14 protein-coding genes are annotated in these 13,534 nt (G+C 60.7%); 13 read left to right on the top strand and 1 reads right to left on the bottom strand.

Annotated features, from left to right (window positions below):
• The first annotated feature begins 49 nt into the window (after positions 1–49).
• The 13 genes from proB (at position 50) to KG088_RS14780 (ending at position 12,952) form a co-directional block, all read left to right on the top strand.
• Complete coding sequence (gene proB, locus KG088_RS14840) at positions 50–1,189, top strand: glutamate 5-kinase (RefSeq protein ID WP_213826802.1); 1,140 nt, start codon at positions 50–52, stop codon at positions 1,187–1,189.
• 206 nt (positions 1,190–1,395) lie between these two features.
• Complete coding sequence (gene rpsT, locus KG088_RS14835; RefSeq protein WP_213826638.1) at positions 1,396–1,662, top strand: 30S ribosomal protein S20; 267 nt, start codon at positions 1,396–1,398, stop codon at positions 1,660–1,662.
• A gap of 217 nt (positions 1,663–1,879) precedes the next feature.
• A complete protein-coding gene (murJ, locus tag KG088_RS14830) occupies positions 1,880–3,403 on the top strand; it encodes a murein biosynthesis integral membrane protein MurJ (RefSeq protein WP_213826800.1) in 1,524 nt (507 codons plus the stop codon).
• A gap of 113 nt (positions 3,404–3,516) precedes the next feature.
• Entirely contained in the window at positions 3,517–4,602 is a 1,086-nt protein-coding gene (gene ribF / locus KG088_RS14825) for a bifunctional riboflavin kinase/FAD synthetase (RefSeq protein WP_213826636.1), read from the top strand.
• Between the two features lie 9 nt (positions 4,603–4,611).
• Complete coding sequence (ileS, locus tag KG088_RS14820) at positions 4,612–7,461, top strand: isoleucine--tRNA ligase (protein ID WP_213826634.1); 2,850 nt, start codon at positions 4,612–4,614, stop codon at positions 7,459–7,461.
• An 85-nt stretch (positions 7,462–7,546) separates the two neighbouring features.
• Positions 7,547–8,035: a signal peptidase II gene (gene lspA, locus KG088_RS14815; RefSeq protein ID WP_213826798.1), complete on the top strand. Its 489-nt coding sequence runs from the start codon at positions 7,547–7,549 to the stop codon at positions 8,033–8,035.
• Between the two features lie 109 nt (positions 8,036–8,144).
• Entirely contained in the window at positions 8,145–8,606 is a 462-nt protein-coding gene (gene fkpB, locus KG088_RS14810; RefSeq protein WP_213826632.1) for an FKBP-type peptidyl-prolyl cis-trans isomerase, read from the top strand.
• Between the two features lie 54 nt (positions 8,607–8,660).
• On the top strand, positions 8,661–9,659 hold the full coding sequence (gene ispH, locus KG088_RS14805) for a 4-hydroxy-3-methylbut-2-enyl diphosphate reductase (RefSeq protein WP_250148291.1): 999 nt from the start codon (positions 8,661–8,663) through the stop codon (positions 9,657–9,659).
• Between the two features lie 180 nt (positions 9,660–9,839).
• On the top strand, positions 9,840–10,268 hold the full coding sequence (locus KG088_RS14800; RefSeq protein WP_319941447.1) for a type IV pilin protein: 429 nt from the start codon (positions 9,840–9,842) through the stop codon (positions 10,266–10,268).
• 4 nt (positions 10,269–10,272) lie between these two features.
• Positions 10,273–10,710, top strand: coding sequence for a GspH/FimT family pseudopilin (locus KG088_RS14795; RefSeq protein ID WP_213826630.1), 438 nt, complete (start codon positions 10,273–10,275; stop codon positions 10,708–10,710).
• Positions 10,710–11,135 (top strand): type IV pilus modification protein PilV, encoded by a 426-nt coding sequence (pilV, locus tag KG088_RS14790; RefSeq protein WP_213826628.1) that lies wholly within the window; start codon positions 10,710–10,712, stop codon positions 11,133–11,135. Before KG088_RS14795 ends, pilV begins: the two co-directional genes overlap by 1 nt.
• Entirely contained in the window at positions 11,132–11,683 is a 552-nt protein-coding gene (locus KG088_RS14785; protein ID WP_213826627.1) for a PilW family protein, read from the top strand. The genes pilV and KG088_RS14785 overlap by 4 nt, the downstream gene beginning before the upstream one ends.
• Positions 11,684–11,734: 51 nt before the next feature.
• The gene (locus KG088_RS14780) at positions 11,735–12,952 is read left to right on the top strand and encodes a PilX N-terminal domain-containing pilus assembly protein (protein WP_213826625.1); all 1,218 of its coding nucleotides are present in this window, start codon (positions 11,735–11,737) and stop codon (positions 12,950–12,952) included.
• Between the two features lie 144 nt (positions 12,953–13,096).
• Here the strand turns inward: KG088_RS14780 and KG088_RS14775 are convergent, their stop codons facing one another.
• Positions 13,097–13,450 carry a GspH/FimT family protein gene (locus KG088_RS14775; protein ID WP_319941446.1) on the bottom strand — a complete coding sequence of 118 codons (354 nt, stop codon included), beginning with the start codon at positions 13,448–13,450 and terminating at the stop codon, positions 13,097–13,099.
• Positions 13,451–13,534: the final 84 nt, after the last annotated feature.

Raw genomic sequence — 13,534 nt, 5'->3', positions numbered from 1 at the left:
CTGTCGACTTTGACCGATAATTTCGCGAACGCTTGAGCAGAGGGTGAGGATAGTGAGCAGCGAGCAGGTGGTCGGTCGCGATGCGCTCAAGAGGGCGCGTCGTGTGGTGGTGAAGATCGGCAGTGCATTGCTGACCAACGATGGCCGTGGGCTCGATGACGTCGCCATCGGCGACTGGGTCGATCAGATTGCCGAGTTGCATCGGCGCGGTATCGAGGTGGTGCTGGTCTCGTCCGGTGCCGTGGCTGCCGGCATGGTGCGCCTGGGCTGGCAGCGGCGCCCCTCGGCGGTGCACGAGCTGCAGGCCGCCGCCGCGGTGGGGCAGAACAGCCTGACCGAATGCTACGAAGGCCATTTCGCACGGCACGGTATTCTCACCGCCCAGGTGCTGCTGACCCACGACGATCTCTCCAACCGCAAGCGCTACCTCAACGCACGCTCGGCGTTACGCACCCTGGTCGACCTGCGTGTCGTGCCGGTGATCAACGAGAACGACACCGTGGTCACCGACGAGATCCGCTTCGGCGACAACGATACCCTGGGCGCCCTGGTCGCCAACCTGCTGGAGGCCGACGCGCTGGTGATCCTTACCGATCAGGAGGGCCTCTTCGATGCCGACCCGCGCGTCAATCCAGAGGCTCGCCTGATCCGGCAAGGCCGTGCCGACGACCCGTCGCTCGCCGCGGTGGCCGGCGAAGGCGGGTCACTGGGGCGTGGCGGCATGGCCACCAAGGTGCGGGCCGCCCAGCTCGCGGCCCGGTCCGGTGCGGTCACGGTCATCGCCAGCGGTCATCAGTCGGCCGTGCTCGCGCGCCTGGCGGCTGGCGAGTCGCTGGGTACGCTGCTGCTGCCCGAGCAGGCGCCGATGGCGGCACGCAAGCGCTGGCTGGCCGGCCAGCTGCAGGTGCGCGGCACCCTGACGCTGGACGATGGTGCCGTGGGAATGCTGCGCCGTCAGGGCTCCAGTCTCTTGCCGGTGGGTGTCAGGCAGGCGGCGGGCACCTTCGTGAGGGGTGACATGGTGCTCTGCGTGGATGAGCAAGGGCATCGTGTCGCCAAGGGCCTGGTCAATTACGGGGTCGATGATGCGAGGCAGATTCTGGGTAAGCCGAGCCACCGTATCGAGGCCATCCTCGGCTACATGGAATCCCCGGAGCTGATCCATCGCGACAATCTGATCATCCTGTAGGCCACACGCCCGGCTATGGCAAGCACACGGGTGCTGTGATAGGATGCGCCATCCTCTCAGACACGGCCCATAATCGACTGCCTTGAATCATGCAGTCGGCGAGATGGCCAGGCCGACGGGGAGTGTTGCATTTCCCTGTTGGATCAAAACGTTATCAAAAAGCCGCCTGATGCCGGCGGCGACAACTTTCTCCAAGGAGACAGTCAGTGGCAAATAGCAAGCAAGCGCGCAAGCGCGCCCGTCAGTCAGAAGGCCGTCGTGTCCTGAAGGCGAGCCAGCGCAGCATGGTCCGTACTTACGTCAAGCGTGTGCTCAAGGCCATCGAGGGCGGTGACCACGCCGTGGCAATGACCTCTTTCCAGAAGGCTCAGCCGATCATTGACCGCATGGCCGACAAGGACGTGCTGTCCAAGCGTAAGGCGGCGCGGTTGAAGAGCCGCCTGAATGCGCGGGTCAAGGCGCTGGCTGCCTGAGCACGCCGGACGCCTCGAGTTTCCCTGAGCCGAATGTTCAGGGCATCTCGCAAAAGACCGGCTAAGGCCGGTTTTTTTGTGCCTGACCAGCATGGTGGCCCTGAACGGGGCGTCGTGGCTGGGGAGAAGGAAGAGCGTCGTGACCGATCATCCCGTGACTCCACAACCCGACCCCGTCGATGATGGCCGCGCCGTCGCGCTCAAGCGCGGCGGCCTGATGCGCTCGGGGCTGGTGGTGGGCGCCATGACCATGCTCTCGCGGGTCATGGGTCTCGCCCGTGATGTCGTGATAGCGGCCTTGCTGGGGGCCGGCAACGGGGCGGATGCCTTCTTCGTTGCCTTCAAGATTCCCAACTTCCTGCGCCGACTCTTCGCCGAGGGCGCCTTCAACCAGGCCTTCGTGCCGGTGCTCTCGGAATATGCCACCCGCGGCTCGAAACGTGAGGTGCGTGAGCTGCTAGATGCGGTAGCCGGCAGCCTGACAGCGGTGCTGGCGCTGATCACCGCGCTCGCCATGCTCGCCTCGCCCTGGCTGGTGTGGGCCTTCGCGCCGGGCTTCGGGCGCGACCCCGAAAAGCTGGCGATGACCGCCGACATGCTGCGGCTGACCTTTCCCTATCTGCTGCTGATCTCGCTGACCGCCTTCGCCGGCAGCACGCTCAATACCTGGAATCGCTTCGCCGTGCCGGCCTTCACGCCCGTACTGCTCAACCTGTCGTTGATTGGTGCCGCAGTACTGCTGACGCCACTGATGAGCGAGCCGGCCATGGGCCTAGCCTGGGGCGTGTTGATCGCCGGGGTCGCCCAGCTGGCCTTTCAGGTGCCGTTTCTGGCGCGGCTCGGGCTGTTGCCGCGGCCCTGGCCCGATTTCGCCAACGCGGGCGTGCGACGCATTCTGCGCTTGATGGTGCCGGCATTGTTCGGCGTCTCGGTCTCCCAGATCAACCTGCTGCTCGATACGGTGCTGGCCTCACTGCTGGCCGCGGGCAGCGTATCCTGGCTGTATTATTCCGACCGTCTCGTGGAGCTGCCGCTGGGGGTGTTCGGCATCGCCATCGCCACGGTGATCCTGCCCGCGCTCTCCCGGTGTCACGCCGAGCAGTCACGCGAGCACTTCGCCGCCATGCTCGACTGGGCGATTCGCACCGTGCTGCTGCTGGGCCTGCCGGCGGCGCTGGCGCTGGCCGTGCTGGCCGAGCCATTGTTGATCAGCCTGTTCCACTATGGCGCGATGACCGATCACGACATCGCCATGGCCGCCATGAGCCTGCGTGCCTATGCCCTGGGCCTGGTCGCCTTCATGCTGATCAAGGTGCTGGCGCCGGGCTTTTTCGCTCGCCAGGACACCGCCACCCCGGTCAAGGTCGGCATCATCGCCATGGTCGCCAACATGGTGTTCAACCTGATTCTGATCTGGCCGCTGGCCCATGCCGGGCTGGCGCTGGCCACGGCACTTTCCGCCTTCCTGAATGCCGGCCTGCTGGGCTGGCTGCTGAAAAAGCAGGGCATCCTGGTCTTCCAACCCGGCTGGGGGCGCTATGCCATACAGCTCGGTGGTGGCTGCACGGTGATGAGCCTGGGGCTGTGGTGGCTGGCCCCCGGCTGGCAGGCGTGGCTCGGCTGGGAGGTCGGGCCTCGCGTCGCTTGGCTTTCGGCGTTGGTCGTGGGAGGGGCGCTAGTCTATTTCGCCTGGCTGGCGGCCTTCGGGGTGCGCCTGCGGCACTTTCGAATGAAAGGCTGAGGTGATTGGATGACGAATAGGCCACCATCGGGGAATGACCACGCCGCGTCGGCTGTCAAGGGGCCCTGGGTCCGTTATAATCGACGATTTACCATCGGCCAGGCAGCGAGCGCATGCGATTGATTCGAGGACTGCACAACCTGCGCGACGAGCATCGTGACTGTGTGGCGACCATCGGCAACTTCGATGGCGTCCATCGCGGTCACCAGGCGATCCTCGAGCAGTGCCGGGAGCAGTCCGCGGCGCTCCATCTGCCGGTCACGGTAGTGGTGTTCGAACCGCAACCCCGCGAATACTTCGCCGGCGACCAGGCGCCGCCCCGGCTGACGCGACTGCGCGAGAAGGTGCGCCTGCTCGGCGAGGCCGGCGTCGACTGCGTGCTCTGCCTGCCTTTCAACGAGGCATTGCGAAGCCTGACGGCGCTGGAGTTCATCGAACGGGTGCTGATCGACGGCCTGGGCGTACGGCATCTCGTCGTGGGCGACGACTTCCGCTTTGGCTGCGACCGCCGCGGGGATTTCCACCTGCTCACCGAGGTGGGCGAGGCGCGCGGATTTCACGTCGAGCACACCCGCACCTTTACGCTGGACGACGAGCGCGTATCGAGCAGCCGTGTGCGTACCATGCTGGCGAGCGGCAACTTCGCCGCCGCGTCACGTCTGCTGGGTCGCCCTTACCGGCTGGATGGCCGTGTGGTACCGGACCAGCAGCTTGGTCGCACCATCGGCGTGCCTACCGCCAACCTGCCGCAGCCGGCCCTGTCGCTGGCCCTGCAGGGCGTCTATGCGGTGGTCACCGAACTCCCCGATGGGCGCTGCCTGCCTGGCGTGGCCAACATCGGCTGGCGCCCCACGGTAGGCAGCGAGCGGCCGGTGCTCGAGGTGCACCTCTTCGATTTCGACGGTGACCTCTACGGTGAGCGCCTCACGGTGTTCCCCTGCGCCAAGCTGCGCGGCGAGGTTAAGTTCGCTCAATTCGACGAGCTCAAGGCGCAGATCCGCGCCGACCAGGCACGCGCCCGAGCCTACTTTCTACAGCACCCCGCTGCCGGTGCACATTATGCGGCACACCCTGTCGCGGTAGATCAGGCGGGCGACGGTACCGACTATTCTCTTCCTCTGGCATCGGCGCCGTTGGCGCGCGAGGCCGTGACTTTCGATTCCTCGGCGGGCAAGCCCGCCGACCACGACGACGGCTGACCCCAGGATATGAGCGACTACAAGCACACTCTGAACCTGCCAGATACCGATTTCCCGATGCGCGGCATGCTGCCCAAGCGCGAGCCCGAGCGCGTGGCCCAGTGGCAGCAGCTGGACCTCTACCACCGTCTGCGTGAAGAGCGCCGTGGTCGGGAGCTGTTCGTGCTGCACGACGGCCCTCCCTATGCCAATGGCAGCATTCATATCGGTCATGCCGTCAACAAGATCCTCAAGGACATCATCGTCAAGTCGAAGAACCTGGCCGGCTTCGACGCGCCCTACGTTCCCGGCTGGGATTGCCACGGCCTGCCCATCGAACACAAGGTCGAGACCACTCACGGCAAGCATCTGGCGCCGCAGAAGGCCCGCGAGCTGTGCCGGGAATACGCCGGCGAGCAGATCCAGGCGCAGCTGTCCGACTTCGTGCGCCTGGGCGTGATCGGTGACTGGGGCAATCCCTACCGTTCCATGGACTTCGATAACGAAGCCGGCGAGATCCGCGCGCTCGCCGACATGGCCGAGGCGGGGTATGTCTTCAAGGGCCTGAAGCCGGTCAACTGGTGCTTCGATTGCGGCTCGGCCCTGGCCGAGGCCGAGGTGGAGTATGCCGACAAGAAGTCCGATGCCATCGATGTCGCCTTCCCGGCGGCCGATGAAAACAAGCTGGCCGCCGCCTTTGGTCTTGCCGAGCTCAGCAAGCCTGCCGCCATCGTCATCTGGACCACCACGCCCTGGACCATCCCGGCCAACCAGGCGCTCAACGTCCACCCCGAGTTCACCTACGCGCTGGTCGACACCGGCGAGCGGTGGCTGGTGCTCGCCGAGGAGCTGGTCGAGAGCTGCCTCGAGCGCTACGGCCTGCAGGGCGAGGTGATCGCCACCGCCCAGGGCGAGGCGCTGAACCTGATCGAATTCCGCCATCCGTTTTATGATCGCCGCTCGCCGGTGTATCTCGCCGACTACGTGGAATCCGAGGTCGGCAGCACCGGCATCGTCCACTCTGCGCCGGCCTACGGCGTCGACGACTTCGTGACCTGCCGCGCCCACGGCATGAGCTTCGACGAGATCCTGAGCCCCGTGCAGGGCAACGGCGTCTACGCCGAGGAGCTGCCGTTCTTCGGTGGTCAGATGATCTGGAAGGCCAATCCCCAGATCGTCGACAAGCTGCGCGAGGTTGGGGCGCTGATGGTCCATCAGCCCATCACCCACAGTTACATGCACTGCTGGCGCCACAAGACGCCGGTGATCTACCGCGCCACTGCTCAATGGTTCGTGGGCATGGACCTCAAGGACAAGGACGGGCGCACCCTGCGCGAGCGGGCTCTCGAGGGCATCGAGGCCACCCGATTCACCCCCGCTTGGGGCAAGGCGCGGCTGCACAGCATGATCGCCAACCGCCCCGACTGGTGCATCTCGCGCCAGCGTAACTGGGGCGTGCCAATTCCCTTCTTCCTGCACAAGACCAGCGGTGAGCTGCACCCGCGCACCCTCGAGCTGATTGAAGAGGCCGCCAAGCTTGTCGAGAAAGCGGGCATCGACGCCTGGTTCCGCCTCGACCCGGCCGAGCTGCTGGGCGAGGAGGCCGCCGATTACGACAAGGTCACCGATACCCTGGACGTCTGGTTCGACTCCGGCACCACGCACCGCCACGTGCTGCGCGGCTCACATCCTCATGGTCATGACCAGGGGCCGGTCGCGGATCTCTACCTGGAAGGCTCCGACCAGCACCGTGGCTGGTTTCATTCCTCGCTGCTGACCGGCTGCGCCATCGACGGCCATCCGCCGTATCGCGACCTGCTGACGCACGGCTTCACCGTCGACGCCCAGGGTCGCAAGATGTCCAAGTCGGTGGGCAACGTGGTGGCGCCACAGGAAGTGATGGACAAGCTCGGCGCCGACATCCTGCGCCTGTGGGCGGCTTCTACCGACTACTCCGGCGAGATGGCGGTGTCCGACGAGATCCTCAAGCGCACCGCCGACGTCTACCGGCGTATCCGCAACACCTCGCGCTTCTTGCTCGCCAACCTGACCGGCTTCGATCCGGACCGCGACCGGGTAGCCTTCGACGACATGCTCGCCCTCGACCAGTGGGTGGTCGATCGTGCTGCGCAGCTGCAGGCGCGCATCGAGACGGCGTATGACGAGTATCGTTTCCTCGACGTCTACCAGCAGGTGCATGGCTTCTGTGCCCGCGAGCTGGGTGGCTTCTATCTGGATGTGATCAAGGATCGCCAGTACACCACCCAGGCCGATTCCCTGGCACGACGCAGCGCCCAGACCGCGCTCTATCACGTGGTCGAGGCGCTTAGCCGCTGGGTGGCGCCGATCCTCTCCTTTACCGCCGAGGAAATTTACGAACACATTCCCGGCACGCGCCGCGACAGCGTGCTGCTCGAGACCTACTACCCCGGGCTTGCCACCCTGGCGGATGACGCCGCGATGGGGCGTGACTTCTGGGAGCAGGTGCTGGAGGTCAAGCAGGCCGTCAACAAGTGCCTGGAAGATGCCCGCAATGCCAAGACCATCAAGGGCAGTCTGGCCGCCGAGGTTACCCTCTTCGTCAGTGGCGACCTGCGTGCCACCCTGGCCAAGCTGGGTGACGAGCTGCGCTTCGTGATGCTGACCAGCGAGGTGCACCTGGCACCCCTGTCCGATAGCAAACAGCCCGGTGCCACTAACGCCGAGCCGACCGAGCTCGAGGGGCTGAAGGTAGCCGTGGCGGAAAGCCCGAACCAAAAGTGCGAGCGCTGCTGGCATCACCGCGAGGACGTGGGAACCCACCCCGAGCACGATGACCTCTGCGGCCGCTGTATCAGCAACCTGCCGGACGGCCCGGGCGAGACGCGTCACTATGCATGAGGAAAGGGGCAGCCAGCAGAGCGCGCGTGAGGCCAAGCGCCGTGACGCGGGCGGGCACGACTCGGCCTCGTCTGCCGTGCCGCCCATGCAGCGCCCGCTTCGCTGGTTGTGGCTGGCCGTGGCGATCGTCGTGCTCGACCTGGCCACCAAATACGCCGCCAGTGCCTGGCTCAGCTACGCCCGCCCGGTGGAAGTGCTGCCGTTCTTCAACCTGACGCTGCTGCACAACACCGGCGCGGCCTTCAGCTTCCTGGCCGGTCACCCCGGCTGGCAGCGCTGGTTCTTCGCCACGGTTGCCGTGGGCGCGAGCATTGGTTTGACGATCTGGATGCACCGCCTCAAGCGTGACGAGACGCTGCTGGCCGTGTCGCTGGCGCTGATCATCGGCGGGGCGCTGGGCAATCTCTACGATCGCCTGGTGCATGGCTATGTCGTGGACTTCCTGTCGTTCCACGCCGCCGGCTGGTACTACCCGGCGTTCAATGTGGCGGATATCGGCATTACCCTGGGCGCCGCCGGTTTGATCTGGGAATCGGTGATCGGCGAGAAGCGCCGGGCCCGGCGACGCGTGTAAGGAACGGCGCAATAAGGAACCGGCAGTGCCTGGAGATATCCAAGCAAACATCTCGCCTGATGCCACGCGGCCAGCGCCAACACACGATCAAGACGATCAAGGACACACGATGAGCGATTCCAACCATCAAGCCTTACGCATCGACGAGGGCATGGATATCACCCTGCATTTCACCCTCAAGCTGGAAGACGGCACCGTGGTGGACTCCACCCGTGACAAGAAGCCCGCCAGCTTTCAACTGGGCGACGGCAACTTGCCGCCTGGCTTCGAACACCCGCTCAAGGGGCTGGAGGCTGGCTATGCCGGCAGCTTCGAGATTGCCCCCGAGCACGCCTTCGGCCAGCACAACCCTCAAAACATCCAACTGCTCAAGCGCGACGACTTCGAGAGCGAAGCGCCCGAGGTCGGCATGATGATGTCGTTCGCCGATGCCGGCGGTGGCGAGCTGCCGGGCGTGATCAAGCGTATCGACGGTGAGCAGGTGGAAGTGGACTTCAACCATCCGCTCGCAGGGCGTACCCTGACCTTCGAGGTGGAAGTGCTGGACGTGAAGCCGGCAACGACGCACTGAGCCGATCCCGATTCTTCGAACGCACCGATGCGCCGGCATCAAGGCAAGGCCCTCATGAAACCTGACACCACGCAGTCCGAGCCCATGCAAGCTGACCCCATACAAATCAAGCTGGCCAACCCGCGGGGCTTCTGCGCCGGGGTCGATCGCGCCATCGAGATCGTCAATCGCGCGCTGGATGTCTTCGGCCCGCCGATCTACGTGCGCCATGAGGTGGTCCACAACCGCTTCGTGGTCGATACCCTGCGCGAGCGCGGCGCGGTCTTCGTCGAGGAGCTTCACGAAGTGCCCGACGACGTGATCGTGATCTTCTCCGCCCACGGCGTCTCGCGGGCCGTGCAGGAGGAGGCCGACCAGCGCGGCCTGCGCGTGTTCGACGCCACCTGCCCGCTGGTCACCAAGGTGCACATGGAGGTGCTGCGCTACGCGCGGCGCGGCCAGGAATGCATCCTGATCGGCCATGAAGGTCATCCCGAGGTTGAAGGCACCATGGGCCGCTACGACACGTCCTACGGGGGGCAGATCTACCTGGTGGAAGACGAGGCCGACGTGGCGCGTCTGGAGGTCAACAATCCCGACCTGCTGGCCTTTGTCACCCAGACCACGCTGTCGATGGACGATACCGCCCGGGTGATCGACGCCCTGCGCGCCAAGTTCCCCGCGATCGACGGGCCGCGCAAGGACGATATCTGCTACGCCACGCAGAACCGTCAGGACGCCGTGCGCGAGCTGGCCGCGGGCAGCGACTTGCTGCTGGTCGTCGGCAGCCCCAACAGCTCCAACTCCAACCGCCTGCGTGAACTCTCCGAGCGTGTCGGCACGGCCGCGTATCTGATCGACAATGCCGAGCAGATCGATCCCGCCTGGCTCGACAAGGTGAACGCCATCGGCGTGACGGCCGGCGCCAGCGCCCCCGAGGTGCTTGTGCAAGGCGTGATCGAACGTCTGCAACAGCTGGGCGCCACCGCACCTGAAGAGCTCGCTGGCCGAGCCGAGACGATCACCTTCTCGATGCCGCGCGAACTGCGCGAGCGTGTGATTGCTAGCGAGTAACCGCCAGCGACTAACCGTACGGGGCTGACAGCGTCTCAGCCCGTAAGGCGGGCATCGCTCATCAGGACGTAGTCAGAAAATGCCGGGCATGTGCTCGGCATTTTTCGGTCTTGACACTGGCAGCTAATACAAAATTACCACATACTGAGCATTAGAATTCTACGACAGGAGAGGCGCTGCGTGACTCTCACGAGCCCCCGACATCGACGGCAAGGCAACCAGGGCGGCCCTCGGCGCACCGCCGGCTTTACGCTGATCGAGCTGATGATCGCCGTGGCTATCATTGGCATTCTGGCGTCGATTGCCTATCCGAGTTATACGCGGTACGTGGAGCGGTCGCTTCGGTCGGATGCGCATGCCGGGCTTAATATCGCCGCGGGTGAGCTGGAGCGCTGTTATACACGCACCTACAGCTACAAGAAAAAAAAAGACGGTGATGACGGCTGCTCTATTACATCACTCTCACCCGATGGAAGTTACACTATTTCCTATTCAGTAGACGGCACGGTTGGATACATAATCAGCGCAACTACAAGCCGTGATGATGGCTGCTCTGGCGATATAACGCTCAATGGTCAGGGCGTCAGGGGGCCATCGGGATGTTGGTGATGCCATGAAAAAAAAAGGCTTTACGCTTATCGAGCTTCTGGTCACCATTGCTGTAGCCGTTATCTTGATGACCACCGCCATTCCAAGTTTCCAGCGCATGATGGCTGTGAGTCGAGTAGCCGCTGATTACAATGAAGTACTTTCAGGCCTTAATTATGCTAGAAGCGAGGCCATCAAAAAACGCACCGATGTGACGTTTACAGTGAATCAATCCGAACCCTGGATATATCAAGTGTCGGACGGTAGTGTACTTCGCAACCGTAGCGGTAGAGATGCTCGTACCTCATTATCTGAAGGGTTTTCTGTTACCTTTGGTTCTCTTGGTAAGCCTACAGGTTCCTGTGCCACTGGGTGTAATCTTTCACTTGGTAATACGTATTCAGAATTGAGTAGTCGCACTATCGATATTAGCTCCCTAGGGCGAGTCCGAGGAGGTTCATAATGACTTTTGGGCTCTCAAGGCAGCGTGGCTTTACCTTAATTGAGGCACTGGTTGCTTTACTGGTGCTCTCCATCGGCCTGTTGGGCGTGGCGGCTATGCAACTCGAGGCCCTTCAGGGCGCCCATGCGGCTTATCAGCGCTCGATTGCTTCCTTGGCTGCACAGGATGCGCAGGAGAGGGTATGGGCTAAAGCAGCCACGGACACCGCAGGAGCCCTTGCTTGCCCATCAAGCGACATTGCTTCAGTTCAAGCTCAGTGGCATGGCGAATGGTTAGTTTATCTCCCCGGTTTCAGTGATGCTTCTATAATTACACAGCCGGATTCTTTAGTTTGTGAGTTTCAGATATCCGTAATATGGACAGAAAGAAGATTTGGAGATACGACTGAAAAATTCTCATATACCGTCAGGCTACCAGAGGAATGATGATGAAGCGTAACAGCGGCTTCTCACTTATCGAGCTAATGGTGGCGATGGTAATTGGCCTGATTATCATTTTAGGTGCGGGCCAGCTTTTTCTTACCGTTTTTCAAACGAATAGGCAAGTCGAGACACTTAGCGAAAAGCAGACGGCAGTGAACTTTGCCGTTGATATTCTGCTTCGGGATATCAGGCGTGCCAAGTGGGATGAAACAATCCCTAGTTCCGGTTCGAGTTATGACTTGACACTTGTTGTTACTAATCGTGGAGATTGTGCCTCAATAGATCCAGGTGATGATGTTGATAAGACCTATAGTCTTGGTGGAAGAACTTTAGCAGATGGAGATACTGAATATTACCTTCAGCTTGATAGTAATTGTACGACCGGGGCGCAGGAGTTAGTGGGAGGTTTCATCAATAATGGTTTCGAGGTAACGGCTGAAGGCGACTATGGATTGTTGGTCACTTTTAGTCTTGTTCCAACCGATGGCAGTGGCACAGCAGATATTCTGGAATTCTTTGCCGTCAACCGCACGGCAGCCGTAACAAATTAATCATGGTTGCTGGTGGCCTTGGTTAGCCGCCCAGCTTCCCGGGAGCGAAAGATGAAACGTCAACAAGGTGCTGTGCTGGTCGTGGTTCTTTCTCTATTGACCGTTTCGCTAATGGTTGGTCTGTCAAGCATGCAGACTTCGCAGATTGATGAGCGGCTGGCTGGAAATTATAAAGCAGCAGTTGAAGCTCAGATGGCAGCAGAGGAAGCAGCTTCCTATGGTGCAACTAGAATAGCCTCATCAGATAGCAATGTTACCTATATCGACATCTCAGGAAGTCTCAATGAATCCGAGTGGGTTGCAAATTGGGAAAAATTCTATGCTTTTGCCTCGACGACTCATGGTGTAAGTAGTGAAGATAGTGCCAAAGGGGGCTTGTCAGTATCCAGCGTCTCCGATGAGCTAAGTTGGGGATATGTTTTTGTAGAAGACGAAAGCAATACACGGTATGTCGTCGGTATGGGCGCACAATTTCGCGATGGTGTTGTTTCAGTTCAGGGCGACCCTGTGATTGTGGAATACTTTCGTCCTTTTAGTTTTAATCGTGCGCTTAGCGTTTTTGGTGGAATTCAAGATGTAAATGGTAATTCCTGGTTTCCCAAGTCGGCTAATGCAGGGATTAATGGGGGTATAAATGGGGAGGGGCTTTTTTACGAGGGGGATCCTAACGATTGTGAATATTCTTCTGATAAAAGTCAGTGCTACGAAAATCTTCATTTATATGGTGGAGTTACCTACGGAGGTCTAGAGAATACTGAAGCAAGAGATAAATTTGAGTTGCTTTATAATTCCATTTCTGGTTCTACAGGCACGGTTGTAACAGATGATTCAAATATTGAGTGGATTGATCGAAGTGCTAACTGTACCGACCAGGGTGTGAGCCAGGTCGCGGTTCTGGAGACATTTAGTGCAGCCAATAACAAAAAATTCTGTGGTGTTTTGATTGTTTGGGGTGGGTACGTGAACATCGATGATAATGCCTTGGATACTACTCTGAGTGGAAATGAGAATGTTGATGGAACTCTTATTGTAGGCAATTATGCAAGTAAATCTGATGATAGCAATAACTCTGTTCCTGACTTTTCCAAGCAAATTAATGAAGTTGATTTAACTATTAATGGAGGCGGGGCCAACGGCTCTGTTTACTTTAATATTGATGTGGTTAGGGACTCACTGATTGGTATAAACATGAATTCTGAAGCGCGCGAAGAGTTATTCCCAACCGACACTGAAAATGTCTACAGTAGAGTTCCTTCCCTGTGGCGATAGCATTAGTTATGAGATGTTTTCTTAGCGAGCATGGAAGGTATCCGTAGTTCACATGTGATGTTTTGAGGAGGAGCCGACTCTCGCAGGCGGCTACGCAGTTCCTTTAGAGAAGTGTGTGTGACCTGCGCTTATGTAGCACTTAACTTAGCACTCTGGACGTTCAGACTCTACGCGTACCCGTCCAACATTGTTGACGATCACGCTGGCACCTTCATCCTGTCGCCCGCATAGTTGGAATGTGCCGTTGTGGCCGCCTGAGCGTCCTAGTGCCTCGTAACGTACCGGTCGGTCGTCGTTGCGGTAGGTCAGCGATGGCAGTTGGCTTTCACCAAAGCTGCGCAGCAGCTCGTCGCCAGGCTCACCTTGGCCTTCGAAAACTGCCAGGGTGGCTAGCCAGGCTTCTCCACCGGCATTGTTGTTGATCTGGCATTGGGTCATATCGACGGTTGGGCATAGCGTCACGACGGTGCGGCGAGTAATGGCCGCACTGCGAGTCACGGCTAATTGTCGACGCCGGCGCTATAAGTCCGTAAATCATCACAACAGATTGTCCCCCCGACCCGCATGACCTTTCCTTGTTGG

The sequence above is a fragment of the Halomonas jincaotanensis genome, assembly GCF_018448785.1.
Taxonomy (GTDB): Bacteria; Pseudomonadota; Gammaproteobacteria; order Pseudomonadales; family Halomonadaceae; genus Halomonas; species Halomonas jincaotanensis.
Note: the sequence above shows the minus strand (reverse complement) of the source record. Positions and strands in the feature narration are given on the sequence as shown.

Excerpts from the sequence above, each read along its gene's own strand:
- murJ (WP_213826800.1), top strand. The coding sequence starts at position 1,880 with ATGCGCTCGGGGCTGGTGGTGGGCGCCATGACCATGCTCTCGCGGGTC.
- ribF (WP_213826636.1), top strand. The coding sequence starts at position 3,517 with ATGCGATTGATTCGAGGACTGCACAACCTGCGCGACGAGCATCGTGAC.
- ileS (WP_213826634.1), top strand. The coding sequence starts at position 4,612 with ATGAGCGACTACAAGCACACTCTGAACCTGCCAGATACCGATTTCCCG.
- lspA (WP_213826798.1), top strand. The coding sequence starts at position 7,547 with ATGCAGCGCCCGCTTCGCTGGTTGTGGCTGGCCGTGGCGATCGTCGTG.
- fkpB (WP_213826632.1), top strand. The coding sequence starts at position 8,145 with ATGAGCGATTCCAACCATCAAGCCTTACGCATCGACGAGGGCATGGAT.
- ispH (WP_250148291.1), top strand. The coding sequence starts at position 8,661 with ATGAAACCTGACACCACGCAGTCCGAGCCCATGCAAGCTGACCCCATA.
- KG088_RS14795 (WP_213826630.1), top strand. The coding sequence starts at position 10,273 with ATGAAAAAAAAAGGCTTTACGCTTATCGAGCTTCTGGTCACCATTGCT.
- pilV (WP_213826628.1), top strand. The coding sequence starts at position 10,710 with ATGACTTTTGGGCTCTCAAGGCAGCGTGGCTTTACCTTAATTGAGGCA.
- KG088_RS14785 (WP_213826627.1), top strand. The coding sequence starts at position 11,132 with ATGATGATGAAGCGTAACAGCGGCTTCTCACTTATCGAGCTAATGGTG.
- KG088_RS14780 (WP_213826625.1), top strand. The coding sequence starts at position 11,735 with ATGAAACGTCAACAAGGTGCTGTGCTGGTCGTGGTTCTTTCTCTATTG.